The 24,424-nt window shown below is 60.8% G+C and carries 25 protein-coding genes, 13 pseudogenes and 1 other annotated feature; of the genes and pseudogenes, 24 read left to right on the forward strand and 14 right to left on the reverse strand.

The window, feature by feature from the left end:
• Nucleotides 1–50: 50 nt before the first annotated feature.
• From SBI20_RS16975 to SBI20_RS16985, 3 genes and pseudogenes are all read right to left on the reverse strand, one after another.
• Nucleotides 51–611, reverse strand: a pseudogene (locus SBI20_RS16975) (ATP synthase beta subunit C-terminal domain-containing protein); the annotation flags it as partial.
• A pseudogene (locus SBI20_RS16980) lies at nt 607–897 on the reverse strand (IS21 family transposase); the annotation flags it as partial. The pseudogenes SBI20_RS16980 and SBI20_RS16975, both read right to left, overlap by 5 nt.
• 107 nt (nt 898–1,004) lie before the next feature.
• Nucleotides 1,005–1,208 (reverse strand): IS110 family transposase, encoded by a 204-nt coding sequence (locus SBI20_RS16985; RefSeq protein WP_317976272.1) that lies wholly within the window; start codon nt 1,206–1,208, stop codon nt 1,005–1,007.
• Nucleotides 1,209–1,516: 308 nt separating this feature from the next.
• On the opposite strand from SBI20_RS16985, the pseudogene SBI20_RS16990 reads away from it, so the two are divergent.
• A pseudogene (locus SBI20_RS16990) lies at nt 1,517–1,942 on the forward strand (Tn3 family transposase); the annotation flags it as partial.
• A 32-nt stretch (nt 1,943–1,974) separates the two neighbouring features.
• Here the strand turns inward: SBI20_RS16990 and SBI20_RS17615 are convergent.
• From SBI20_RS17615 to SBI20_RS17000, 3 genes and pseudogenes are all read right to left on the reverse strand, one after another.
• Nucleotides 1,975–2,106 (reverse strand): annotated as a pseudogene (locus tag SBI20_RS17615) (ketopantoate reductase family protein); the annotation flags it as partial.
• Nucleotides 2,107–2,125: 19 nt separating this feature from the next.
• Nucleotides 2,126–3,412 carry an MFS transporter gene (locus SBI20_RS16995; RefSeq protein ID WP_317976273.1) on the reverse strand — a complete coding sequence of 429 codons (1,287 nt, stop codon included), beginning with the start codon at nt 3,410–3,412 and terminating at the stop codon, nt 2,126–2,128.
• A complete protein-coding gene (locus SBI20_RS17000; RefSeq protein WP_317976274.1) occupies nt 3,409–3,891 on the reverse strand; it encodes a MarR family winged helix-turn-helix transcriptional regulator in 483 nt (160 codons plus the stop codon). The genes SBI20_RS16995 and SBI20_RS17000 overlap by 4 nt, the downstream gene beginning before the upstream one ends.
• 538 nt (nt 3,892–4,429) lie before the next feature.
• On the opposite strand from SBI20_RS17000, the pseudogene SBI20_RS17005 reads away from it, so the two are divergent.
• The 5 genes and pseudogenes from SBI20_RS17005 to hmpA all read left to right on the forward strand — a co-directional run bounded on the left by SBI20_RS17005 (nt 4,430) and on the right by hmpA (nt 8,144).
• Nucleotides 4,430–5,193, forward strand: a pseudogene (locus SBI20_RS17005) (IS6 family transposase).
• Nucleotides 5,194–5,240: 47 nt separating this feature from the next.
• A pseudogene (locus SBI20_RS17010) lies at nt 5,241–5,837 on the forward strand (site-specific integrase); the annotation flags it as partial.
• A 308-nt stretch (nt 5,838–6,145) separates the two neighbouring features.
• A complete protein-coding gene (locus SBI20_RS17015; protein WP_317976275.1) occupies nt 6,146–6,625 on the forward strand; it encodes a group III truncated hemoglobin in 480 nt (159 codons plus the stop codon).
• The gene (locus tag SBI20_RS17020) at nt 6,618–6,893 is read left to right on the forward strand and encodes a DUF1971 domain-containing protein (RefSeq protein ID WP_317976276.1); all 276 of its coding nucleotides are present in this window, start codon (nt 6,618–6,620) and stop codon (nt 6,891–6,893) included. Before SBI20_RS17015 ends, SBI20_RS17020 begins: the two co-directional genes overlap by 8 nt.
• A 39-nt stretch (nt 6,894–6,932) precedes the next feature.
• Nucleotides 6,933–8,144 carry an NO-inducible flavohemoprotein gene (gene hmpA, locus SBI20_RS17025; protein WP_317976277.1) on the forward strand — a complete coding sequence of 404 codons (1,212 nt, stop codon included), beginning with the start codon at nt 6,933–6,935 and terminating at the stop codon, nt 8,142–8,144.
• A gap of 42 nt (nt 8,145–8,186) precedes the next feature.
• On the opposite strand, the gene SBI20_RS17030 is transcribed toward hmpA, so the two are convergent.
• Nucleotides 8,187–8,432 (reverse strand): hypothetical protein, encoded by a 246-nt coding sequence (locus SBI20_RS17030; protein ID WP_054435118.1) that lies wholly within the window; start codon nt 8,430–8,432, stop codon nt 8,187–8,189.
• A gap of 17 nt (nt 8,433–8,449) precedes the next feature.
• On the reverse strand, nt 8,450–8,665 hold the full coding sequence (locus tag SBI20_RS17035) for a Fe-Mn family superoxide dismutase (RefSeq protein WP_317976296.1): 216 nt from the start codon (nt 8,663–8,665) through the stop codon (nt 8,450–8,452).
• A 21-nt stretch (nt 8,666–8,686) separates the two neighbouring features.
• Between SBI20_RS17035 and SBI20_RS17040 the strand changes: the two are divergent.
• Nucleotides 8,687–8,991, forward strand: a pseudogene (locus SBI20_RS17040) (transposase); the annotation flags it as partial.
• Between the two features lie 208 nt (nt 8,992–9,199).
• Entirely contained in the window at nt 9,200–9,616 is a 417-nt protein-coding gene (locus SBI20_RS17045; protein WP_317976278.1) for an IS110 family transposase, read from the forward strand.
• Nucleotides 9,617–9,658: 42 nt separating this feature from the next.
• On the opposite strand, the gene SBI20_RS17050 is transcribed toward SBI20_RS17045, so the two are convergent.
• Nucleotides 9,659–10,861, reverse strand: coding sequence for an IS256 family transposase (locus SBI20_RS17050; RefSeq protein ID WP_317973748.1), 1,203 nt, complete (start codon nt 10,859–10,861; stop codon nt 9,659–9,661).
• A 171-nt stretch (nt 10,862–11,032) separates the two neighbouring features.
• Here SBI20_RS17050 and SBI20_RS17055 point away from each other — a divergent pair, with 171 nt between their 5' ends.
• The 11 genes and pseudogenes from SBI20_RS17055 to SBI20_RS17110 all read left to right on the forward strand — a co-directional run.
• Nucleotides 11,033–11,572, forward strand: a complete 540-nt coding sequence (locus tag SBI20_RS17055; protein ID WP_317976279.1) for a transposase — start codon at nt 11,033–11,035, stop codon at nt 11,570–11,572.
• Nucleotides 11,564–11,677: a sequence feature (AL1L pseudoknot), on the forward strand. Its footprint overlaps the gene before it by 9 nt.
• Nucleotides 11,587–12,294, forward strand: a pseudogene (locus SBI20_RS17060) (IS3 family transposase); the annotation flags it as partial. Its footprint overlaps the feature before it by 91 nt.
• Before the next feature lie 201 nt (nt 12,295–12,495).
• Entirely contained in the window at nt 12,496–13,563 is a 1,068-nt protein-coding gene (locus tag SBI20_RS17065) for an IS110 family RNA-guided transposase (protein ID WP_317976280.1), read from the forward strand.
• Nucleotides 13,564–13,579: 16 nt separating this feature from the next.
• A pseudogene (locus SBI20_RS17070) lies at nt 13,580–13,795 on the forward strand (integrase core domain-containing protein); the annotation flags it as partial.
• Nucleotides 13,796–13,850: 55 nt separating this feature from the next.
• Nucleotides 13,851–14,180 (forward strand): hypothetical protein, encoded by a 330-nt coding sequence (locus SBI20_RS17075; protein ID WP_021318863.1) that lies wholly within the window; start codon nt 13,851–13,853, stop codon nt 14,178–14,180.
• Nucleotides 14,180–14,533: a DUF488 domain-containing protein gene (locus SBI20_RS17080; protein ID WP_021318864.1), complete on the forward strand. Its 354-nt coding sequence runs from the start codon at nt 14,180–14,182 to the stop codon at nt 14,531–14,533. The genes SBI20_RS17075 and SBI20_RS17080 overlap by 1 nt, the downstream gene beginning before the upstream one ends.
• A gap of 5 nt (nt 14,534–14,538) precedes the next feature.
• Nucleotides 14,539–14,811, forward strand: a complete 273-nt coding sequence (locus SBI20_RS17085; RefSeq protein ID WP_146032577.1) for a hypothetical protein — start codon at nt 14,539–14,541, stop codon at nt 14,809–14,811.
• A 193-nt stretch (nt 14,812–15,004) separates the two neighbouring features.
• Complete coding sequence (locus tag SBI20_RS17090) at nt 15,005–15,277, forward strand: hypothetical protein (RefSeq protein WP_317976281.1); 273 nt, start codon at nt 15,005–15,007, stop codon at nt 15,275–15,277.
• 9 nt (nt 15,278–15,286) lie between these two features.
• Nucleotides 15,287–16,732: an SMODS domain-containing nucleotidyltransferase gene (locus tag SBI20_RS17095; protein ID WP_317976282.1), complete on the forward strand. Its 1,446-nt coding sequence runs from the start codon at nt 15,287–15,289 to the stop codon at nt 16,730–16,732.
• Entirely contained in the window at nt 16,729–17,643 is a 915-nt protein-coding gene (locus tag SBI20_RS17100; protein ID WP_317976283.1) for an S-4TM family putative pore-forming effector, read from the forward strand. The genes SBI20_RS17095 and SBI20_RS17100 overlap by 4 nt, the downstream gene beginning before the upstream one ends.
• 411 nt (nt 17,644–18,054) lie before the next feature.
• Nucleotides 18,055–18,393, forward strand: a pseudogene (locus SBI20_RS17110) (transporter); the annotation flags it as partial.
• On the opposite strand, the pseudogene SBI20_RS17115 reads toward SBI20_RS17110, so the two are convergent.
• Nucleotides 18,375–18,701 (reverse strand): annotated as a pseudogene (locus tag SBI20_RS17115) (IS6 family transposase); the annotation flags it as partial. The pseudogenes SBI20_RS17110 and SBI20_RS17115 overlap by 19 nt on opposite strands.
• Nucleotides 18,702–18,769: 68 nt before the next feature.
• On the opposite strand from SBI20_RS17115, the pseudogene SBI20_RS17120 reads away from it, so the two are divergent.
• The 5 genes and pseudogenes from SBI20_RS17120 to SBI20_RS17140 form a co-directional block, all read left to right on the forward strand.
• Nucleotides 18,770–19,159: pseudogene (locus SBI20_RS17120) on the forward strand (ATP-binding protein); the annotation flags it as partial.
• A complete protein-coding gene (locus SBI20_RS17125) occupies nt 19,136–19,360 on the forward strand; it encodes an integrase core domain-containing protein (RefSeq protein ID WP_317976297.1) in 225 nt (74 codons plus the stop codon). The pseudogene SBI20_RS17120 and the gene SBI20_RS17125, both read left to right, overlap by 24 nt.
• Before the next feature lie 90 nt (nt 19,361–19,450).
• Nucleotides 19,451–19,768: a putative quinol monooxygenase gene (locus SBI20_RS17130; RefSeq protein WP_317976284.1), complete on the forward strand. Its 318-nt coding sequence runs from the start codon at nt 19,451–19,453 to the stop codon at nt 19,766–19,768.
• A gap of 91 nt (nt 19,769–19,859) precedes the next feature.
• Nucleotides 19,860–20,915: an SDR family oxidoreductase gene (locus SBI20_RS17135; protein ID WP_317976285.1), complete on the forward strand. Its 1,056-nt coding sequence runs from the start codon at nt 19,860–19,862 to the stop codon at nt 20,913–20,915.
• Nucleotides 20,916–20,930: 15 nt separating this feature from the next.
• Nucleotides 20,931–21,131 carry a hypothetical protein gene (locus tag SBI20_RS17140; RefSeq protein WP_317976286.1) on the forward strand — a complete coding sequence of 67 codons (201 nt, stop codon included), beginning with the start codon at nt 20,931–20,933 and terminating at the stop codon, nt 21,129–21,131.
• A 29-nt stretch (nt 21,132–21,160) separates the two neighbouring features.
• On the opposite strand, the gene SBI20_RS17145 is transcribed toward SBI20_RS17140, so the two are convergent.
• From SBI20_RS17145 to SBI20_RS17160, 4 genes and pseudogenes are all read right to left on the reverse strand, one after another.
• A complete protein-coding gene (locus SBI20_RS17145; RefSeq protein WP_317976267.1) occupies nt 21,161–21,925 on the reverse strand; it encodes an IS6 family transposase in 765 nt (254 codons plus the stop codon).
• Between the two features lie 65 nt (nt 21,926–21,990).
• Nucleotides 21,991–23,103, reverse strand: a complete 1,113-nt coding sequence (locus SBI20_RS17150) for a histidine-type phosphatase (protein WP_317976287.1) — start codon at nt 23,101–23,103, stop codon at nt 21,991–21,993.
• Between the two features lie 134 nt (nt 23,104–23,237).
• Nucleotides 23,238–23,648, reverse strand: coding sequence for a hypothetical protein (locus tag SBI20_RS17155; protein ID WP_317976288.1), 411 nt, complete (start codon nt 23,646–23,648; stop codon nt 23,238–23,240).
• Nucleotides 23,561–24,406 (reverse strand): annotated as a pseudogene (locus SBI20_RS17160) (IS3 family transposase); the annotation flags it as partial. The pseudogene SBI20_RS17160 and the gene SBI20_RS17155, both read right to left, overlap by 88 nt.
• Nucleotides 24,407–24,424: the final 18 nt, after the last annotated feature.

The following is a 24,424-nucleotide window of genomic DNA, read 5'->3' on the forward strand; positions in this document are numbered from 1 at the left end:
TATCCGTTCGCCCTTACCGTGCAGATACGTCACTTTCGTGTAGTCACCCCTAAAAAGCGCTCGATCTTGCGCGCCCGCGCGACGGTCGATTTGTCCTCCTCCGACAGCTCGTCCATCCCGAGAATGGCGATGATGTCCTGCAAGGATTTGTAGCGTTGCAGGATCGCCTGGACCTGCCTTGCCACCTCATAATGTTCCGCGCTGACGGTCAGGGGCGTCAGCAGGCGGGATGTGGAGTCCAGCGGATCGACCGCGGGATATATGCCTTTTTCGGCGATCGAACGGGATAGCACCGTTGTCGCATCGAGATGTGCAAAGGAGGTTGCCGGCGCAGGGTCGGTAAGATCGTCGGCCGGGACATAGATGGCCTGCACGGATGTGATCGACCCGGCTGTTGTCGTCGTGATGCGCTCCTGCAAGGCCCCCATCTCCGTGGCCAGGGTCGGCTGATATCCAACGGCCGAGGGTATACGGCCCAGAAGTGCGGAAACCTCGGACCCGGCCTGCGTGAAGCGGAAGACATTATCGACGAAAAAGAGGACATCCTGTCCCTGGTCGCGAAAATACTCGGCCAGAGTGAGGCCTGTGAGCCCGACCCTGGCCCGGGCGCCTGTAAGAGCCCTCGTAGCCCAGCACGACGTGGTCGGCATGCATCTGCTTGGCGGTGCGCCGTTGTTTGCGCGATCGGCCCGCCTCGATCCGCAGCCATGCCGACAGCTTCTCGGCGAACGGATCCAGCTTGCTCGGCCGCTCGGGAACCTTGAACTTGGGCTCCACGGTGCCCGCGCGCAGGTACTTGCGGATCGTGTTGCGCGACAGTCCGGTGCGTCGCTCAATCTCCCGGATCGGCATCCCTTCACGGAAATGCCAGCGCCGGATTACGCTCAATAACGCCATGTCGATCACTCCTTGATCCCCCGACGCAAATGCCAGGGGGAAGCTCAGAACATGGGTCACTTCTCAGTGGAAACTTTGGACCTTCCCGGGTCAGCTCTCAGCGGAAATCAACAGCCAGTTCCTTCGATGCCGAATGCGTGCACGGTTCCGTGCTCGGTTGCCCAAGCTGCCACCTGGCGATAGCCCTTGCTGGTTACCGGGAACGATGCTGTGGCAAGCCGCGCGCCCAGTCCGTTGATCGCGACCGCGACGTGAACGTCTTTATGGGTGTCGATGCCGATGACGACAGCGTCTGGTGTAATATCATGCATATTGGTCCTCCAGGCGGGTGGAACCCGAAGGCCCTTCGCGAGCGGACAGGACTGTGACGGGACGGCACTCCCTCAGGCTCCTATCAAGTCACGTTTCGCGACGCCTCGGGTGCAGCCTGGAGGGCCGACAGATCAACGCCATGACACGTGGTCAGTCGTAAGCATGGGTCAGACCTTCCAGACTGCATGCATCTTCTCACAGTCATAGCTGTCGCCGACGCTGCCGACCGATGGCACGAGGTTGGCTTCGGCCAGGCGCTGGGTGTAGTTCATGGCGAGATATTGAACACCCCTGTCGCTATGGTGGATCGGGCAAGCGCGATCTGCCTGCCGACGCTCCGATGCCCTTCCGCAAGGAATGGCAGAAAATCGTCATGGGCGATGACGGCAAGATCAATCGGCGGCTCTGGGAAATCGCGACTATCGCGCATCTGCGCAACAAGCTGCGCTCCGGTGATGTCTGGGTGGAACGATCGACGGGATACCGCCAGTTCGACAGCTACCTGCTAAGCGAACCGAAGGCCAAGCCGATCGTGTCGGCTCTTGGTCTGCCACCCACAGCCGGCGAATGGCTCGAACAGCGGGGCCGCGAACTGGACTGGCGGCTGAAGAAATTCGCCCGGAGCCTGAAGCGCGACGCTCTGGAGGGTGTGCGATACCGCGACGGCCGCCTCCAGATATCCCCCGTTCGCACGATCGCAACGCCCGACGCCGAAGCCCTGGCCGACGGCCTGGTCTGCATTTCGCTGCCCTTCCGGACAAGCGTCAGACCGAGTTGGTTGATCTCATTACAACGCGCTCCACGAACGACAAGCGTGACATCGCGACCTGCTGCCGACCAAAGCCCTCCGAAATAACCGCCAACGGCACCAGCGCCCACGACCAGGATTCGCAACACTTGTCTCCTTGAAATGTGATCAAGCGGCTCTCAGCTTTGTCGATTTCCCTTGCCGCAAGGTCAGCAGCAGCACGCCAGCGGCGATGACGCCCATCGCGCCGGCCGCCAGGAAAGCGGGCAGATAGGTTCCGCTTTGTTCGCGGATCACGCCAGCGCCGAAGGCGGCGAAGGCTGCCCCGAGCTGGTGCCCAGTCTGGATCCAACCGAATACGATTGGGGCCTCTTGTTCCCCGAACGCCTCGTTCGCCAGCTTCACGGTGGGCGGCACCGTTGCAATCCAGTCGAGCCCGTAGAAAATGGCGAAAACGCCAAGGCTTACTGTGTCGAAGCTCAAGAATGGTAGCGCCATCAGTGAGAAACCGCGCAGGCCGTAATAGACGATCAGCAGCACGCGCGGATTGTAGCGGTCGGTCAGCCATCCCGATGCCGTGGTGCCGAACAGATCGAAGAAGCCCATGGTCGAGAGCAGACCCGCCGCAGCCACAGGGGCGATGCCATGGTCTCCGCAAAATGCGATCATATGGGTGCCGACAAGACCATTGGTCGTCAGGCCGCAGACAAAGAAGGTTCCGAACAGTAGCCAAAAGACGGGTCGCCGCGCAGCGCGAACCAGCACACTGATCGCCAGACCGGCCGTGCGCGCCTGCTTACTCAGTGTTGGAGGGGCACTTTCAGGGGTTTCTCCAAACCGACGCGTACCGATATCACCGGGATGCTCAGGCAGCACCAGCGCAACGATTGGCACGAGGATCAGACAAGCCAGGCTTACCGCCATGACGACTGGCCGCCATGCTCCCTGATTTGACAGCCATGCCAGAAAGGGCAGGAAAATGAGGGAGCCTGTTGCTGTGCTGGCACTGAGCAAGCCCATGATCAGACCTTGCCGGGTGGCGAACCAGCGATTGACCACGGCAGCCCCCAGAACGGATGCGACCGCGCCGCTGCCAATGCCGGACAGCACACCCCAGCTCATTATGTACTGCCAGGGGAGATGCATCCAGAGGCTGGCGAATGTGGATATCGCCATGAGCATTAGGCCGGCCAGCATTGTACGGCGGATTCCGAATGACATCATCAGTGCCGCCGCGAACGGGCCGACGAGGCCATAGAGGAAGATTCCCACTGCAGCAGCGAGCGAAATAGTCGCCCGATCCCACCCGAAGTTGATCTGCAGGGGCATCATCAGAACGCCGGGCGTGGCGCGAAGCCCGGCCGAAACAAGCAGCGCCAAGAAGGTGACGGCGACAATCAGGACGATGTGAACGCGCGGTGAAACAAGGCCGGTCCGATGTAATATGCGGCTCACTGCATCGCCTCCTGCGAAATTGTCACCAGATCCTGAAGTGCAGCCTCCGTGGTGTTCCAACGGTCCAGGCCGAACTTTTCGATCAGCTGCCGTTGCGCCGCCAGCCACGCATCGGTTGAATTTTCGATGGCTTGATGGCCCAGGTCAGTCAGGCGCGCATTTTTTGCCCGACCATGACCGTCTTCGAGCGCTACCCAGCCATCCCGCTCAAGAGGCTTGAGCGCGCGATAGAGCGTGGTGCGGTCCATTACGAGAATATGAGCAAGATCCATCAAGGGTAGCGGCTCACGCCGGGCGATGTTGAAGAGCACGGCAAACTGGCCAAGCGAAAGGCCAGTGCCTTCCATCACTTCATCATAGAAGCGTGTAACTGCGCGCGATGCCTTACGCAGCGCGTTGCAGGCGCAGTTTAAGTCGGCGATTGCAAGTGAATCATGATGCATATGCATCTTATGCCACCGATTGCGTTGTTTGGTCAACTCAGATTGTGACACCTCTCGTCAGCGCATCGAAGTGGGAGCAACGGAATTGCCCGATGCCGGGACGAGTGGATGAAGTGTCAGCCATGCTGGTGCCGCGGCGACTAAACTCTCGGCGCAGCAGTTCGTTCTCCACCCCGTGGCGACTGTTGCGGTGGTGTACAGGAAACAGGTCAGTCCGTCCGAAAACGCACGGGCTGATCGGGTTTCGGTCGAGCGGAGGGGCTTCACGCAGCGGCCCGCTGGTTTTTCGGCGCGGAAGGCGTGGTGACGGTCTCGATGAACCTTATCGGCATCTATACGCGAGTTATGCCGGAGACGGCTGAAGCGCGACCTTTTCAGGCCTGCACGGCGCGTAGCAGGGCCGGAATCCCGAGGATGTTGATCGCCCTGCGCAGATTGTAGGCGAGCGCCGTCAGACTGAACTCGGCGTTGACGTTGGCGAGGCCCCGCATGAGGAATGCGCCCTGGTTGGCTCTGTTGCAAACTCTGATGCGGTTGCCAAGGTTGGGCCCTTGGATTGGTAAGGTCGGTTGTGATGGACGATTTCAAAGGGCGGCATTTTACCGGCGAGGTCATCCTATGGGCGGTCCGCTGGTACTGCCGGTACGGCATCAGCTACCGCGATCTCGAGGAAATGCTGGCGGAACGTGGCATCGATGTCGATCACACGACCATCTATCGCTGGGTGCAGCGCTATGCGCCGGAGATGGAGAAGCGGTTGCGTTGGTTCTGGCGGCGAGGCTTTGATCCGAGCTGGCGTCTGGATGAGACCTACGTCAAGGTTCGGGGCAAATGGACCTACCTGTACCGGGCGGTCGACAAAAGGGGCGACACGATCGACTTCTTCCTCTCGTCGACCCGCAGCGCCAAAGCCGCGAAGCGCTTTCTGGGAAAGGCCCTTCGCGGGCTGAAGGGCTGGGAGAAGCCAACGAACTCAACACCGACAAGGCCCCCAGCTACGGCGTCGCAATCGCCGAGTTGAAACGAGAAGGGAAGCTCGCCCTGGAAACCGAACACCGGCAGGTAAAATACCTGAACAACGTGCTCGAGGCCGACCATGGCAAGCTCAAATTGTTGATCAAGCCCGTGCGTGGTTTCAAATCGATGCCGACAGCCTACGCCACGATCAAGGGCTTCGAGGTCATGCGCGCCCTGCGCAAAGGGCAAGCCCGGGCATGGTGCCTGCAGCCAGGGATCAGGGGAGAGGTGCGTCTGATCGAAAGAGCATTTGGCATTGGCCCCTCGGTCATGACCGAGGCCATGGACGTGCTCAATCAGCATTTTGCCAATGCTGCCTGATCCCCAGACGGGGTGACGCTGCCCGGCCGTCACCAATGTTTGCAACAGAGCCCGCCATCGATCCCGAGGCGCGGCTGCTGACGATTTCGCGCAGCAAGGGCGATCAGGAGGGAAAGGGCGCGACCGCGTTCCTCAGCCCGCGCTCGGTGCGGGCGATCGCCGCCTGGACTGCGGCTGCCGACATCGAGGAGGGACCGCTGTTTCGCCGGGTGCAGGTGCGCCGCTACAAGGCGCGGGCCGCGGTCAAGGGGCGGCGGATCGAGACGATTTCTGGCCGCGAAAGCTGGGATCTGCGCAAGACGTTGCCGAAGTCGGCGGTGCCGGCGCGCACCGAATATGATGTGGGAGAGGGGGCGTTGCACCCGGGTTCGATCGGGCCGATCTGGCGGGCAATGATCCGGCGCGCCTTCGACAAGGGCGCGCTGAGCGACCTCACCGCCGATGATCTGGCGCAGTTGCTCAAGGGCGTGAGCGCGCATTCGACGCGGGTGGGCTTGAACCAGGATCTGTTTGCGAGCGGCGAAGATCTGGCGGGGATCATGGATGCGCTACGCTGGAAGAGTCCCCGGATGCCGCTCGCCTATAATCGCAATCTGGCGGCTGAGCAGGGTGCCGCCGGCCGCTTGATCGCGAAAATCGGGTGATTAGATCTTGAGCTGCGCACAATTAGGTATTTGTGACGGTTAGGTATTTGTGACGGTGTTTGAAAATTCCGAGTGCGCCAGATCACGCGGATTAGCGTTCCAGCGAATGTCCGACGGAATCGGAAAAGAAAACCCGCCCGTCTTCGTCTTACCGAGACTCCTTCGGGTCGCTGGCTGATGCTATGCCTTCGTGTTTCGGATTCAAGGCTAAACTAGCGGGGCTGAGCAGTTTCTCAGGCTGTGTACATCGCCGCGACCGACGACCTGGAAATATGCGCTAGCCTTGCGTTTTTGCGCAATTATGATAGATGTATTATATATGCATGATTGGAGCACGAGTCGTGGACGGTGTCTCGAAAATCAGAGAAGAAGAGCTGACTCCTTTGGTGGAGGAATTTTACGCGCGGGTCCGCGCCGACCCCGCGCTTGGGCCGATTTTCAACGATGCGATCGATGACTGGCCGGAGCATCTTGGGAAGCTGACTGCGTTCTGGTCCTCCGTCATGCTCACCAGTGGCCGATACAAGGGGCAACCGGTGCCGGCCCATTTGAAGCATAAGGCCAGGATAACGCCCGTGCTGTTCGAGCGGTGGCTCGCACTCTGGGTTCAAACGACCAATGACAGGATGACGCCCGAAGCGGCAGCGGCGCTACAAGCGAAGGCGCGGCGGATCGCCGAGAGCCTGCAACTGGCGATGTTCTTCCAACTGGAGGAACGGAGTGCTGCATCGGTCGCCAACGCGGAACGTAAGGATGCCATCGAGCGACCAGGGCAAACCCATGGCTGAAATCTTGCCTTACCGTTCCACGCCGGTGTTCGACCAGGACACTCTGCCGGCTGCCTTGCGCGCGCGACATGACACGAAGGCTGGTGTTTGGGGCGTGATCCGGGTTTTCGAGGGCGAACTCCGGCTAACCTACCTCGAGCCACCTTCGGAGATCGTCCTGACGCCTGACCAGCCTGGCTTGATTCTCCCTCAGCAACCGCATTTCGTAACGCCGACAGGGCCGATGAAGATGCAGGTGGATTTTTACGATCACATTCCCAAGCTCTGACATTCCGGGATTTTCAACGCATCCAAAAAGGAGAAGTTGATGACGCAGCCCCTCAGCGATCAGACCATCGCGCTCGTCAAGGCGACCGTCCCCGCGCTCGAAGCACATGGCCTCGACATCGTGAACGAGATGTATTCCCGGATGTTCCAGAACCCGAACATTCGCGACCTTTTCAACCAATCGCACCATGGTGATGCCGGTTCGCAGCCGCGGGCACTGACCGGCGCCATTCTCGCCTATGCGAGCAACATCGAAAATCTCGGTGCGCTTGCCCCGGCGGTCGAGCGGATCGCGCAGAAGCATGTTGGCCTGCAAATTCTGCCCGAACATTATCCGCACGTTGCTGAGGCGCTCCTGGGGGCGATCAAGGCGGTGCTGGGGGATGCGGCCACCGATGAAATTCTCGCTGCCTGGGGCGAAGCCTACTGGTTCCTGGCTAACATCCTGATCGCCCGCGAGCAGCGAGTCTACTCAGAACAGAAGGACGCGACCGGCGGATGGAATGGCTGGCGCGATTTTCGCGTCGAGGACGTCGTGCGTGAGAGCAGCGTCATCAATTCCTTCGTTCTGCGCCCCGTTGATGGCGGGGCCGTCATGCGGCACAAGCCCGGGCAATATCTGACCTTCTGGCTTGAAATTCCGGGACATCCGCCAGTCAAGCGCAACTATTCGATTTCAGCAGCCCCCAACGGCGAAACCTATCGCATTTCGGTCAAGCGTGAGCCGCTTGGTCTTGCGTCAGACTGGCTTCATGATGAAGCCAAGCCGGGCACGGTGCTCAAAGTTGCCGCGCCTGCAGGCGAATTCTTCCTGGCAGCGCATGTCGAACGCCCGGTGATCCTCCTGTCGGGCGGCGTGGGGCTGACCCCGATGGTGGCGATGCTCGAAACGCTTGCTGAGGGCGAGACGGGAGTCCCCGTGCACTATGTCCACGGAACTTATGACCGCGATACCCACGCAATGCGTGATCATGTTCGCGCTGTCGCTGGGCGGGGCAAGTCAATCACCGTCACCGATTTTCATCAGACCCCGCTCGAAGATGAAGTCGCAGGACGGGATTATGACGTCGCCGGCATCATTACCGATGAATGGCTGGTCGCCAACACGCCTATAGGTGAGGCCGATTACTATATCTGCGGACCACGCCCGTTTCTGCGGCACGCCGTCTCGACCTTGTCGCTGGCTGGCGTCCCATCCGACCGCATTCATTACGAATTCTTCGGTCCGGCGGACGAATTGCTCGCCGCCTGACTGAGCGCGGAGAAGGGCGACATCGCCCTTCTCCGCGTCTACTCAAACCGCCATGTCGGCGTGATCTCGGACTTCTGGACGCACTTGGGCGTCAGCGACAGGTTCCTCGACGAGAATCGCGAACTTGGCACCCTTGTAATAGATGCTGGGCCGATGCCAGGCCCGCGTCACGACGACGACCGTTCCGTCGATCTCGATCTCTTCGCCTGCCTGGGGTGACCGCGCGAAGTGAAAACTGCCCCAGGCTGCTGGGGAACTGCTATCGCCAGCCCAAACGTCAACGAGCATTTACTTCTCCTCCTTATTCAACGGGCGGTCTGTGATGGTGGATAGCGCCACGGCTTGCCCTGGCCGATCGCCGCGTCAAACTGCGTTTCGGCGAAGCTCCAATTTGCGAGCCTGTTCCACCAGGACGTGATCCAGCCCGCGCGATCCTGGCGGTAATCGATGTAGTAGGCATGCTCCCACACATCGCAAGCAAGCAGCGGCTGAAGCGCCCCGGGTTTCCCGGAGGCTCCGATTTGTGAGAAGGAGCTTTCGTGATGAACAAGACCCGGAACAAGTTTTCACCTGAAGTCCGCGAACGCGCGGTGCGCATGGTTGGCGAGCATCGCGCCGATTACGGCTCGGAGTGGGAGGCGATGACCTCGATCGCCAGCAAGATTGGCTGCACGGCCGAGACTCTGCGCCGCTGGTGCCGTGAGGAGGCGAGCCGACGAACGGCACCAGCGGCGCTGGCCGCCGATGACCAGGCCCGGCTCAAACTGCTGGAGCGCGAGGTCAAGGAACTGCGGCGCGCCAACGAGATCCTGCGCAAGGCATCAGCGTATTTTGCGATGGCGGAGCTTGTCTTATGAGAATTCCCGGCTCCTGAGGCAAAAGGGAGCCACAACCCGGCACCGCAGCTGCGGTGCCGGGTTGTGGCGGAGGCGGCGCCGTGCGGAGCTTGGTCTTGCAGGACCGCGGTCGAGTTTGGCGAGCCTCCGTCTTTTCTTACGACCTGAACGGATACGTGGGCTCCGGGCCCGAACGACAAGCAAAGGTAGAAAGAAGAGATGGCCAAGGATACCATCGGGATCGACGTGTCGAAAGACCGCCTGGATGCGTTTTGGCATTCCCAAGACGCAGCACTCAGCCTGCCCAACACGGTTGAGGGTTTCGCCCAGCTATGCACATGGCTGGGTAAGAATAAGGGGGTGTTGGTCGTTTTCGAGGCGACCGGCGCATATCATCGTGGGCTTGAACGATACCTCAGCTTGGCGGGGCAGCCTTTCATCAAGGTCAATCCGAAGCAAGCGCGGCGCTTTGCTCAGGCTATCGGCCGTCTGGCCAAGACCGACAGCGTTGATGCCAGGATGTTGGCACGAATGGGCGTGGTCCTTGATCTGGCCCCACAAGGCATTGAAGGCGAAGATATTCATGATCTCAGAGAGTTGCTGACAGCTAGGATCGTGTCCCACGGCATGGTGTAGCTTATCTGGGCCACCGCCAAATTCGGCATCAGCTTGAGCCGATCATGCGCCTGGCACAGCCGAGAGCACGACGATGGGATTGTCGCTCACCGGCGCCATGGTTTCAAGCGACATGTATCGTCCACGCTGGACGGCCCATTCATCGGACTGTTCCATGAGAATGGCGCCGATGAGGCGGGTGATCGCAGCCTCGTTCGGGAAGATGCCGACAACCTCGGTGCGGCGTTTGATTTCGCCGTTCAGCCGCTCGATGGGATTCGTGCTGTGCAACTTGGCGCGGTGCTCCTTTGGGAAGGTCATGTAGGCCAGCACGTCGGGTTCGGCATCGTCCATCAAGGTGGCGAGTTTTGGGAGCTTCGGACGCATCTGGTCGGCGACAGAGCGCCATTGCTGGCTGGCTGCCTCGGGCGTTTCCTGTGCGAAGGCGGTGCCGATGAAGGCCGAGACGACCCGGCGACCGCTCTTGCCGGCATGGGCCAGGGCATTGCGCATGAAGTGGACGCGGCAACGCTGCCATGTCGCGCACAGCAGCTTGGAGACCGCCGCCTTGATGCCCTCATGCGCATCGGAGATCACCAGCTTCACGCCGCGCAGGCCCCGGCGCGTCAACTTGCGCAGAAAGGCCGTCCAAAATGGCTCAGCCTCCGATGGGCCGATGTCCATACCCAGCACTTCGCGGCGACCGTCGCTGTTGACGCCCACCGCAATGATCACCGCAACGGATACGATCCGGCCATTCTGGCGGACTTTGACATAGGTGGCGTCGATCCACAGGTAGGGCCAGTCGCCCTCGATCGGGCGATCGAGGAAGGCATGCACCTTTTGGTCGAGCTCTTCGCACAGGCGGCTGACCTGGCTTTTGGAGATGCCATCCATGCCCAGCGCTTTGACCAGGTCATCGACCGAGCGCGTCGAGATGCCATGCACGTAGGCTTCCTGGATGACCGCCGTCAGCGCCCGTTCGGCCATCCGGCGCGGCTCCAGAAATCCAGGAAAATAGCTGCCTTTACGCAACTTGGGGATGCGCAGTTCGACCGTGCCGGCGCGGGTGTGCCAGTCGCGGTTGCGATAGCCGTTGCGCTGGACGAGCCGGTCGGCAGACTTCTCGCCGTGACCGGCACCAGTCAGGCCTCCCACCTCCATCTCCATCAGCCGCCCGGCGGCAAACGAGATCATCTCGCGCAAAATATCCGCGTCAGGGGCCTTCTCGACCAGCGTGCGCAAGTGCATCATGGAATCGGTCATCGTGGTTCTCCAGGTTCGAGCTTTGCAACCCAAACCTATCCGAAAATCGCGGTGACCACCCGCGCTGCTGGCCGGACGCTACAGCGCTATATGGAAAGCGCGCGCCCGGCCAGCAGCGCTACCGTCAGAACCTACACCACGTCCCGGGACGCGACCACAGCTAGGCGGGCCATGGTCAAAGATCAGATCACCGCAAAGACGCGTCTCGCCACAGCGAGCAACCCGCTTGTGAAGGACCAACTTTGCCGCCGGATCGATGACATCGACACGGACATCAAAGCCCTGGATCAAGTGATTGCGCAGATCGCTCAGCAGCGTGGCACCCTTGATGAGCGCATCAGACGCCTCATGACCATTCCCGGGATCGGCAGATTGACCGCGACCACGTTGGTGATCGACATGCCAGAGCTTGGACATCTCGACAGCAAAAAGATCGCCGCTCTGGCTGGGCTTGCGCCTATGACGCAACAGTCAGGCAAGTGGCAAGGCAAAGAGCGGATTATTGGTGGTAGGGCATCACTTCGACGGGCAATTTACATGCCTGCGTTGGTTGCCATTCGCTTCAATCATGATTTCCGTGACAAATATCAGCAGTTCGTAAATGCAGGGAAAGCAAAGAAGGTGGCTATCACCGCCGTCATGCGGCGCATCATCGTTCTGGCAAACACGTTGTTGCGTGAAGGACGCGATTGGCAACCTGTTCGCCCTTGACCAAGACGGATACTCGACCGCCGCGAGAAATGATGATGTCGTTCATCGACGCCCATCGTGAGGATCTGGGTATCGAGCCGATCTGCCATGAGTTGGCGATCGCCCCGTCCTCCTACCATGAACATGCACGTCGCCTGGCCGATCCTGGCAGGCGCCCCGCGCGTGCCCGTCGTGATGACGAGATCAAGGCGCAGATCAAGCGCGTCCACGAGGCCAGTTCCGGGCTCTATGGAGCGCGCAAAGTCTGGCACCAGTTGCTGCGCGATGGCGTGGCTGTCGCCCGGTGCACCGTGGAGCGCCTGATGGCGGCCATGGGGCTGGCGGGCATTCGGCGTGGCAAGACGACGATCACCACGGTCAGCAATCCGAAAGCCCCGTGCCCATTGGATAAAGTCAATCGCGAGTTCCGCGTTGAACGTCCCAACGCATTGTGGGTGGTCGATTTTACATACGTCCACACCTGGGCCGGCTTCGTTTATGTAGCTTTCGTGATCGACGCCTATGCCCGCCGGATCGTGGGCTGGAAGGTCAGCACGTCGGCTACCGCCGGCTTCGTGCTGGACGCCTTGGAACAGGCGATACACGCCCGCAGGCCAGGGCCGGAAGATGGCCTGATCCACCATAGCGACAGGGGCGTTCAATATCTCGCCATGAACTACACCCAGCGTCTGGCCGAAGCCAACCTCGTGCCATCGGTCGGCAGCGTCGGCGACAGCTATGACTGTGAGAAGATGCATGCAGTCTGGAAGGTCTGACCCATGCTTACGACTGACCACGTGTCATGGCGTTGATCTGTCGGCCCTCCAGGCTGCACCCGAGGCGTCGCGAAACGTGACTTGATAGGAGCCTGAGGGAGTGCCGTCCCGTCACAGTCCTGTCCGCTCGCGAAGGGCCTTCGGGTTCCACCCGCCTGGAGGACCAATATGCATGATATCACACCAGACGCTGTCGTCATCGGCATCGACACCCATAAAGACGTTCACGTCGCGGTCGCGATCAACGGACTGGGCGCGCGGCTTGCCACAGCATCGTTCCCGGTAACCAGCAAGGGCTATCGCCAGGTGGCAGCTTGGGCAACCGAGCACGGAACCGTGCACGCATTCGGCATCGAAGGAACTGGCTCATACGGTGCCGGCCTCGCACGTGCGCTGGCTGCGAAGGGTTTGCGCGTCATTGAGGTCGGCCGGATCAACCGGCAGCTCCGGCGTCGATATGGCAAGACCGATACCGTGGATGCCGAGTCCGCTGCAAGGGCCGTGCTTGCGGGTGACGCCGACGGTGAGCCCAAAGTTGGTGATGGCACCGTTGAAATGATCCGTCACCTCAAGATAGCCCGCAACACTGCGCTCAAAGCGCGAACACAAGCCATGGTCACGCTCAAGACAATGCTGGTGAACGCGCCACAGGCGTTGCGCGAGCGGTTCATCGGCATCACCGGCAAGATGACGCTTATCCGAGCGATCGCAGCGCTGCGCCCGGGGGCACTGGTGTCCACCACTGCATCGGCGAAGATGGCGCTACGCGCATTAGCGAACCGATGGCTGATGCTGGATGCCGAGATCAAGGAGCACGAAGCCGCCCTCGAGCAGTTGGTGCGTGCCCACGCACCGGCACTGATGGATGCGCCTGGCGTGTCGACCGGTACCATCGCCGACATGCTCATTGTCTTGGGAGACAATCCTCAGCGGATCCGATCCGAGGCCGCGTTCGCCAAGCTATGCGGCGTGTGCCCCGTGCCGGCATCAAGTGGCAAGACCAACCGTCACCGGCTCAACCGCGGTGGCAACCGGCGGGCGAATGCGGCTCTGTACCGCGTCGCCTTGGTTCGCATGCGCCACCATCCGCCGACCCGCGAATATATCCAGCGCCGAACCGCCGAAGGCAAGTCGCCTCGCGAAATCCGGCGGTGCCTCAAGCGGTACATCGCTCGCGAAATCTACCAGCACCTCTGTACTGAAAAGCCGCTCCCAGCAGCCGCGAAAGGCTCTTGACCAACATAGGAGCATCAATGCCTTGGCCGAGACCATCAATGGCCTCTACAAAACCGAGGTGATCTGGCGTCAGAGGTCATGGCCAAGCGCATCGGCAGTCGAAATAGCAACCCTGCGCTGGGTGGATTGGTTCAACAACCAGCGCCTTTTCGGCCCCATCGGCTACATCCCGCCCGCCGAGGCCGAGGCAAACTACTATGCAGCCAGAGAGCCCCTCGATATGGTTGCATGACTCAATTGAAAATGCCTCCGGGAAACCCGGGGCGCTTCAAATACGGAGCGGGCCGATGACGCATGAATATGATGATCCAATCAATCCCGAAGCGGTCGCCGCCGCCGCGCGGCGCATCGCCGAACGTCACCGCGTCGAGGATCGACCGCTTGATCTGCTTGTCGAAGAGGTCGTGCTCGAACGCTTCTGCGGCTGCGTGACGTCGGCCAATGACAGTCGCAGCGCTTCGATCCTGGCTGGCCTTAAGCTGGAAATCACGCGCCAAGTGCGTGAAGTGTTGGCAAGCGGCAAACTCATCGATGAGATCGATGAGGCTTCGATCGAATCTTTCCCGGCAAGCGATCCTCCGGCCTGGGTCGGACACAAAGCCAGGAAAGGCAGTTGATGGGCAAGATACAGATCAAGCGGATCTATGCGCCTCTCGCACCAGACGATGGCTGTCGCGTGCTTGTCGATCGGTTGTGGCCGAGAGGGGTCTCTCGCCAGGCCGCGGCTCTCGATCTGTGGCTCAAGGACATCGCACCCAGCCCGGACCTGCGAGGATGGTTCGCTCACGATCCCGCGCGTTTCGACGCCTTTCGGCAAAAATACCGTGACGAGTTGACCCACAACACTGAGGTGGTTGGGCAGCTGCTCGCCCTCGCAAAAAGGCAGGACATCACGCTTCTTTACGCAGCACGCGATCCTGTGGTGAACCATGCCGCTGTCCTGGCGGAGTTTCTTGCAGGGGTGAGGTAACGAACGTGACGTATCTGTTCGCTAAGGGCGAACGCATAGGAAACGTCATGTGGCGAGGGGCAACTGACGGCGCGAAGCGGCTGCGAGGCATCCGGATCGAGGTCAAGGCCCGTATCGACCTTGCGGGCTGGGGCAAACCGGTCACCGCGCCAATATGCCTGTTCTGGACCAAGCTGATCGTCACCGATCACTGTTCAGAAGATCTGGCTGCGGTGCCTGGCGCCTGGCGTGGCGCGATCGAGATCGACGCTTCAGGTCGCCTCGCCAGTTTCGCCTGAGCGCAGCGCCGGTCCTGAATTCACGTAGTTCCCAAGTCGTCCGCACGGACAGACGGATACCTGGCTTCGTGGCCCTGCGAACGGCGATTTCCTTATTGTGAGCATGGGTGTCCGTTTTTGTCATCCTCATCGCCGATTGTAACGGTGTGACAACCGAATCGGAGACGATAGGATGAAATGCGTAAACAGGACCGTGATCGGCCACCATATCATCGATATCGATGGCTGCCTGCGGGCGACCAATCATTCGTCTGTGTCTGCCGAGGATATTCTCGCACTCGGTGGGTTGGCGACACGCAACTTAGAGGTTTGGCTGGAAATCTATGGGGAGAGCTGGCTGCTCGGCCCTCTGGATCGCGTCGAACTCGACGCGGATACGGTCGCATTTTTCCGGACGCGCGCGGTCACACCGGTAGGCTTCGCCTTCAATCGTGCGGAGCGCGCGACCATCGCTCTGGCAGCCTGAGGCGACATAATGAAGCTGGTTTCTCAATTCACGTCGTTTCTCAAAGAGACCGTCAACCTCAACCAGACCCGCATCGATCTGCTTGAATCCAATGTGGAAGCGATCAGAAATTTCATCCGCCAATGTGAATGGTCTCCCCGGGTCCGTGGGTTTGAAGAGCAGGGTTCGTGGGCGCACGACACGATTATCAAACCGGTTGATGGCGGCGAATTCGATGCTGACCTGCTGGTTGTCATCGACCCGGTCGATGGCTGGAGTGCGAAGGACTATGTCGCGAAGCTGGGAAAAGCATTCGCTGACAGCTCCGTTTATGGCTCCAAGGCCAAAACCTGGGATTATTGCGTCACCATCACCTATCCCGGCGAGCGCAAGGTGGATATTGCTCCGCTGGTTCGATCGCGGAAACATGACGGAAGCCTGGAAGTCTGCAATCGTGCTGCCGACCGCTTCGATGCGAGCGAACCGGTCGAATTCACGGCTTGGCTCCGTGAGCGGAACACGCTGTCGGGATCAAACAGCTTCCGCAAAGTGACGCGGTTGATGAAGTATCTCCGGGACATCAAGACCACGTTCACCTGCCCTTCGGTTTTGCTCACAACGCTGCTGGGCATGCAGATTCACTGGTATGATAAGGATTCCGACGCATTTTCGGATGTCCCCACCACCTTGCGGACGGTCATCGGACGGCTTGATGATTGGCTGCAGGATAGGCCGGCCAAACCGCGGGTGGAGAACCCGAAGCTTTCGAGCGAGGATTTTGCCGCCAGCTGGACCGATACCCAGTATCTCAACTTCAGGTCCTTCATTCACAAATATCGTGGATGGATTGACGAGGCCTATCTCGCGGAAGACCGCGCTTCCAGCATCACCGCGTGGCGCCGTGTTTTCGGGGAGGCCTTTGCCAAGGGCGAAGTGGTAGAAGCGTCCAAGGCCAATGTGGAGGGCGTGTCGCGAGTGCGCGCTTTGCTGACCAGCACAGCCGCTCATCTCGACAGCCTGGTAGAGGTCGTTCGTGATTATGGCGTGTCGATCCTCCCGGACTTCTTTTACCGGCCTCCGCATATGCTCGAGCCCAGCTGGAGCAAGGCGGCGCACGTGTCGCGCGACGTCCATGTCACGGCGACCTGGCATCAATCCCGCAATTCCACACCTATTCGGGTGGTAACGCCAGGAGAGGTGCTGCCTCGTCGGGGAGGCCTGTGGTTCGAGGCAAGGATCGGCGGAGGACAGCTGTTGCCCAGCGGGTTTCGGGTACAGTGGCGCATCACCAACACCGGCGCTGCGGCGCTGTCACTGCGGCAGGGGCGCGGCGACTTCTATACTCCCCAGCAAAATGAACGGCGGTGGGAGGAACTTCATTATCGGGGAGTGCATCTCGCCGAGGCCTTCATCATCAGGATGGCCGACGATGTCCTTGTCGGGCAAAGTCCGCCGTTCCATGTGGTGATTGAATGACCATGAACGACATAGCTGAGCGTCAGAACACACCGCATTTCTTGCGCCTGCTGCGCGCTCGGTCCGAAATCTATCGGCGCGCGACCCATCTGCAGCTGGTGCAGGTCACTTTGACTGTCGTTGTCCCGGTTGTGATGGCGATCGTCGCGCTATTCATGCCGGCGATACGCCCGGTCGCCGCCGCGGTATCGGTCAGCCTCACGCTTATCGACATCGGATTTCTCGACAGAGCCTTGAAGCGCCGCTTGAAGACTGCGGCTCTGATCTGCGAGCGGTTCGACTGCGACCTTCTAAAATTGCCATGGAGCAAATTTGCCGCCGGCAAGCCGCTTGAACCGGAGATTATCGCCGAGGCGGATCGGCGATGGCCCAAGGGTGATGCAAAGCTCATCGATTGGTATCCGGCTGCTGTTGGACGGGCGCCATTGCATTTAGCGCGGATAATCTGCCAGCGAACAAACCTGTGGTATGACGCAAAGCTGCGCGAAAACTACAGTTTCCTGTTGGTCGCCGGGGCGGTAGCAATCGTGCTCGCGCTTGTAGCTGCCGGGCTAGCCCTCAATCTGCCCTTCACCGATTTCGTTGTCACGGTCCTCGTTCCAGCAACCCCGGTTCTGTCCTGGGCGGTGCGCGATGCTTTCCGGCAGCGTGATGCGGCGGATGCTCAGAAGCTAGCCCGCGCAGAGGCTGAAGCACTATGGGAACTGGCGCTCGCGGGAGGTTGTGACGATAGCGAATGCGAAAGACGGTCGCGCGAATTTCAGAACAGCATATTCCAGCGCAGAACCAGCAATCCGCTGCTCCTGCCTTTCGTCTATCATTGGCTCCGATCCGGAATGGAGATCGACATGAACCTAGGGGCCGCTGATTTTCTGCGTCAGGCTGGGATAGCCGAAGTCAATCAATCCTGATGGCAATCCTGTTCAAATGCTGCAGGCGGGATGCAAGTTCGCTTATCCCGTGAACGCGAATTCACCTTGGACCGATGCTTTCGGCGCGCGAGCTGTCGGGCCAAGAAGACGCGCATCCCCAACCAACGTATAGACGGCGTGGCGTTGCCCGCCGCGGTTCGGGTGGTCGATGCGATAGCCCTGATAGTGGCGGCGCAGGAACGGTGATCCAGCATGTCAAGGATGCGCGCGACCGCTACGGCGTGACGAAGCGCACGCTGCTGGCGATCCGCGCTTTGTTCGATGGACAGATCAGCTTCGCAGATGTTTTCGGCCGATGATCTCCCCAGGACTGGGGATAACCGAAAGGACGCGGGCCTGATCGACTGACCGCCTCACCAAAGGAGGCTGTCATGCATATCGAAACCGGCGCTGCCCGCGCCATGGAGAACCGCCTGTTCCGTTCGATGTTCGAGGAACGCAAACGGGTATGCCCGCCATGTGACGCCCGATGTGATTGCGCTCGATAGCGGCGATCTCATGATGATGTTCCGTCTCGAAGGGCTGGCTTTCGAGACGGCTGATCCGATCCACCTCAATGATTGGCACGAGAAGCTCAACGGCACCTGGCGCAACATCGCCGACGATCGGCTTGCGATCTGGACCCACATCGTCCGCTCAGCCGTAGGGGACTATCCCGAAGGGCAGTTCCGCTCAAAGTTCTCCGCCGAGCTCGACGGTAAATATCGGGCGCGCGTCGACGAGAGGAAGAAGTCGATCGTGTCGCCCCTTTTGTCGACCGCCCGGTACAGGTAGGTCCATTTGCCCCGAACCTTGACGTAGGTCTCATCCAGACGCCAGCTCGGATCAAAGCCTCGCCGCCAGAACCAACGCAACCGCTTCTCCATCTCCGGCGCATAGCGCTGCACCCAGCGATAGATGGTCGTGTGATCGACATCGATGCCACGTTCCGCCAGCATTTCCTCGAGATCGCGGTAGCTGATGCCGTACCGGCAGTACCAGCGGACCGCCCATAGGATGACCTCGCCGGTAAAATGCCGCCCTTTGAAATCGTCCATCACAACCGACCTTACCAATCCAAGGGCCCAACCTTGGCAACCGCATCAGAGTTTGCAACAGAGCCTCCATGCAGCGGCATGAGATCATCGCCCATCTCAAAGCCCTTGGCCTCAAGGGCATGGCTGGGGCCTTCGATGAAGCGGTCACCACCGGTGTCCAGAGGGGGCGGACCATCCATGAGATGCTCACCGACCTCCTGCGCGCCGAGACAGTCGCCCGTGAGGCAGCATCGATCCGTTACCGGATGCATGCCGCCAAGCTGCCCGAGATCAAGGATCTGGACAACTTCGAGTTCGTCGACACGCCGATCAACGAAGGGCTGGTGCGCTCACTCCATGCTGGCTCATTCTTGCCTGCGCGGCGCAATATCGTCGCGGTAGGCGGCACTGGTTCGGGCAAGACGCATCTTGCCCTCGCCATCACCGCTGCCACGGTGCGCGCCGGGGCCAGAGGTCGAGCCGCCCTTCCCTATCTCCACGCCTTCGAGACCGGCAGCGAACTGCGGGCGGGCCTGGCGCGCTGGTTCACCTACTATAACCACCACCGGCCTCATTCCGCCCTTGCCGGTAGAACCCCGACAGAGGCATATGGGCAAATCGGCCCATCAGATCATGGGGGGCATGCCCCCCATGATCTGATGGCCAAACTCGCGGCATGACGACATCGGCTTGAGCTTAATTTTGCCGCAAACCTGTCCAGGAAGGCGGGACCACCTCAGTCCCGTCCTGCTCAAATAAGGAATCTCCGAGTGAATACGACATCCGAAGCAGCCACGGGCGAAGTCCGTTTGATCGCCTATCTCGTTCCGAAACCTGGGAAGGAAGAAGACCTGGCGGCCGCAATACGCGACATTTCCGCTGATGTGCTCAGGGAGCCGGGTTGCGCCGCTTACATCGCGCATCAGAGCTGCGAACGTCCTGGCACGATCGTCATGTACGAAGTGTGGGAAGACGATGCCGCCCTGGACGTTCATGTGGCCAGCGCACCTTTCCAAAGGCTCGCGGGGCGCTTCGACGAGCTATTGGGCGAACCGCTCAAGCTTGAGCGCCTGCAGTTGCTCACCTGAGGCCGCGCGCGGAGCGAGGCGCCATTATCGTCCGCGCCGCGGATAAGCAGATACAAGCACGCACTGAAACCCATGCTTCACGGATCGGAATATGACCCAAAACGTCGCTCTTGTGGCAGGTGCCAGCGGCATTATTGGCAAGGCCCTGATCGAGGAGCTGCGTGATCGAACAGACTGGCATGTTCGCGCGCTTGCGAGGCGCGGCGATAAACTCGTCCAAACTGTCCTCGCCGATCTAACCGATCGGGAGGGAACACGCGCCGCACTCGACGCGGCGGCGGCGTCTGATACCACGCACGTCTTCTACGCCGCCTATGCTAGCGGCGGCGGACTCGCCGAGGAAGATGCCACGAACGGCGCGATGTTGCGTAACCTGCTAGATGGCCTGGAGAACATCGGTGCGCGGCTCGATCGCGTCGTGCTCTACCAAGGCGCAAAAATCTACGGAGTGCATCTCGGTCCAGTGCGGTCACCGTTCTACGAGGACGACAATCCGCGCCATCTGGGCCCCAATTTCTACCAGACGCAGGAAGCCGAGTTGATCGCACGACGGGCGGCCGGAAGACATGATTGGTCGATCTTACGGCCGGACGTGGTTATCGGCGACGCGGCGGGCAATGCCATGAACATCGCGACGGTGATCGGGGCGTATGCCGCCATTTGCCGCGCCAGCGGCGCAGCTTTCAGATTCCCGGGAAGCGAAAAGGTCTACCGGCATGTCTTTGCTCAGCTCACCGATTCTCGCGCGCTGGCGCGAGCGAGCCTTTGGGCCGCGAAATCGCCCGCTGCCGCCGGTGAGGCCTTCAACTATGTTCATGAGCCGTTCCGGTGGGAGCGCGTGTGGACCCGTCTTGCCATCGACCTCGAGCTGAGCCTGGGGCCGCCTCTGCCGATCAGTCTCGCTGAACACATGCCCCTTCAGGCCGATCTTTGGGCGAAACTCGCCAGCGAACAGCAGATCGCTGATGTTCCATACGAGAAAGCGGTAGGATGGAGGTTCGGGGATTTTGTCTTCGGCGCCGAGTTCGACGTTGTGTCCGATATGTTGAAGATCCGGCAGGCGGGGTTCACCGAAACCGTCGACAGCTACAATGCACTGCTAGACGCCATCCGCCGGCAGCAGGCCGCCGGCATCATCCCGCGCTGAGAACGAGAAATGAAGATGAAGCGCATACTGTTTTGCTTCTCTGCGGCGATCGCAACGACGTCCGCAAATGCCTCAAGCGAGAATGCGTGGGCCAAGTTTCAGCTCGAAGTGGCGCAGCGCTGCGCGGTCGCAAGCAAGCTTGATCACGCACACATCTCCGAAATTGTTAATTTCGACGAAAGCTTGGGAAAGGGGCTCTGTTGCAAACATTGGTGACGGCCGGGCAGCGTCACCCCGTCTGGGGATCAGGCAGCATTGGCAAAATGCTGATTGAGCACGTCCATGGCCTCGGTCATGACCGAGGGGCCAATGCCAAATGCTCTTTCGATCAGACGCACCTCTCCCCTGATCCCTGGCTGCAGGCACCATGCCCGGGCTTGCCCTTTGCGCAGGGCGCGCATGACCTCGAAGCCCTTGATCGTGGCGTAGGCTGTCGGCATCGATTTGAAACCACGCACGGGCTTGATCAACAATTTGAGCTTGCCATGGTCGGCCTCGAGCACGTTGTTCAGGTATTTTACCTGCCGGTGTTCGGTTTCCAGGGCGAGCTTCCCTTCTCGTTTCAACTCGGCGATTGCGACGCCGTAGCTGGGGGCCTTGTCGGTGTTGAGTTTCGTTGGCTTCTCCCAGCCCTTCAGCCCGCGAAGGGCCTTTCCCAGAAAGCGCTTCGCGGCTTTGGCGCTGCGGGTCGACGAGAGGAAGAAGTCGATCGTGTCGCCCCTTTTGTCGACCGCCCGGTACAGGTAGGTCCATTTGCCCCGAACCTTGACGTAGGTCTCATCCAGACGCCAGCTCGGATCAAAGCCTTGCCGCCAGAACCAACGCAACCGCTTCTCCATCTCCGGCGCATAGCGCTGCACCCAGCGATAGATGGTCGTGTGATCGACATCGATGCCACGTTCCGCCAGCATTTCCTCGAGATCGCGGTAGCTGATGCCGTACCGGCAGTACCAGCGGACCGCCCATAGGATGACCTCGCCGGTAAAATGCCGCCCTTTGAAATCGTCCATCACAACCGACCTTACCAATCCAAGGGCCCAACCTTGGCAACCGCATCAGAGTTTGCAACAGAGCCTTACGGTCGGCCTTGGGCAGCTGTGGTGGGGCGCAGGGTTTTGAGCGAGGGGCCGCTGGCAATCAACTGTATGTCCGCCGTGGGGTCTGGTGGGGTGAGTGCGCGCAACTCTTCCAGTCCCTGATGGAACAGTCTTACGGCTATGTATGGGCCGTGGGCTGTACGCCAGAGTTCAAAGGCCAGCGTTGTGTTGGGGGCAGTGGGGTCGGGTTGGTCGGTAAAGGACCAGTCCAGCCCATATAATGTGGCCAGCGCGTCCAGGTTGGTGTCATGGCCGGACAGCACAAGCAGGCGTGCCTGCGCCATGTTGGCGGGCAGGTCGGGTGTGACTTTGCCTGCAAGGGTGTTCTGCACGGCCAGCGCCATGCCAGCCCCTTTGTGCGCTGCCAGTGTGGGCAGGCGGCGGATCAGCCAGCTTTCTGCAATATGAAGAGGGAAAACCTGCCCGATCAGGGGGGAAGGGGCCGTCTGGCCAAAGGGTTCGGCCTGTTCTGGCAAACCCTGTGCGTATTCAAGCAGCAGGTTTTCTGCCGCTGTGCCACCTGTGGCAAGGCCGCCCTCAAGGTGGGGTTTGCCTTTTTTCCATGCCAGTGTCGCAACATCGGCACTCAGGCAGTGTGGTGTGTCGGTGGTGCAGGCGGTGGGGGCCAGCACCTCTTGCAGTGTGTGTAGCGCCTGCGCCACTGTGGGGGACAGGGCGCGCGCGCGCTGTGCGAACTCCTGCGTAATGGCGCTTTGGTCCTGCACGCTCAGGGGGGTGGGAGACCCCGCAAAAATCGGGTCCTCCTGCCCATCGCTCAATGCGTGTGCATGCAGGGTACAGCCGGGGGCCAGATGTTCGGCCCACAGGCTCCCGCTTTCACGCGTGCGGTGGTGCTTGGCGTCGGACCATATGGCAAGGCTGCCCGGCTGGGGGCAGCCGGTGGCAGGCAGCAGGCCAGCCTGTGTGTAATGCGCGCGCACCATGCCCACCATCTGGGCCAGCGCAAGCTTGCCGTGTTCGGTCAACTCACCCGGTGCCACAGGCCATTGCGCCCATGCGTGGCCGGTCTGGGCTTGCAGGGTTTGCGGGTCTTTTGTGGGGCTGCGAATGCCGTGGCGGGCCAGCAGCACCACCCGCTCCAGCACGGTCCCCTGGGGAGGGTGGGCCGCGTGGGGGGCGGCCGGTGCCTGTTCCGGTGTGGTGGGTGTGGGCGCAGCAAGGGCAGGTGTTGCCGCAAGCAGGGCGCAGGACAGTAAAAGATGTCTCATGGCATGGTCACCGCAAGGTTGAAGAAGACGCTACGCCCGGGGTTGCGACAGTAAAGGGGGGTTCTATCGTAGTTCTGGTTCCCCGCAAAGTTGCTGACCGAACGGTTGTTGAACAGGTTGCCAATTTTAAGGCTCGGCGTAATTTCACGGAAGACGCTGCCAATATTATGGATGCGCCAGCCCATGGCAAGGTCGGCGGTTGTGTTGGAGCCGATTTTATACTGGTTGGCAAACTGGGTGTTGCCAGCAGAGGTGGTGATGCTGTCCAGCCCCCAGTGTTTGCCAACTGACCTGACCCCCAGCTTTCCTCCAGCTGGGATTAGAGCCGGGCGGTTGTTTTGCGCATGAGCGCGGTTGAAGCAATGGGCTGCGTAGCGGAGCCCGTAGGGCGTAGCGAAGCAGGCCATTGCTTATCCAGTTCGGCGGCGAAGGCCGCCGGGGTCTCGTATCCAAGAGCCGAGTGTGGTCTTTCCCGGTTGTAGTCATCGACCCAGGCGGCGATCTCTACCCGGGCATGGGGCAGGCTGAGGAAGAGCGTCTCGTTCAGCAGTTCGTCGCGCATCCGGCCGTTGAAGCTCTCGACGTAGCCGTTCTGCATCGGCTTACCTGGCGCGATGTAGTGCCACTCCACGCCGATCTCCCCGCACCACGCCAGCACGGCATTGCTGGTGAGCTCGGTGCCATTGTCGCTGACGATCATGCCGGGCTTGCCGCGCTGGGTGATCAGCTCGGTCAGCTCGCGCACGACACGGCGCCCCGAGATCGAGGTGTCGGGCACCGCTGCCAGGCACTCCCTCGTCACGTCATCGACCACGTTGAGCACGCGGAACGCCATCTGGTCGTGCACGAAGTCGAGGCTCCAGCGCTGGTTCGGCAGCGCCAGGACCGGAGCGGGCGCTCTGGTCCCCACGGCCCTCCTGCGGCTGCGCCGCCGCCTGACCGCCAGGCCTTCCTCCTGGTAGATACGTTGGGTCTTCTTGCGGTTGATCATCACGCCCTCCCGGCGCAGCAGGATATGCAAACGGCGATAGCCGAACCGCCGACGCTGGTTGGCCAGCTCGCGCAGCTTCTCTCGCAGACCGGCATCATCGTCCCGCGTGGAACGGTAACGCACGCTCTCGCGATCGGCATCGATGACACGGCACGCCCGCCGCTCGCTCACCCCGCTCGAACCGCAAGGTGC

The organism is Novosphingobium sp. IK01 (assembly GCF_033242265.1).
Lineage (GTDB): Bacteria > Pseudomonadota > Alphaproteobacteria > Sphingomonadales > Sphingomonadaceae > Novosphingobium > Novosphingobium pituita.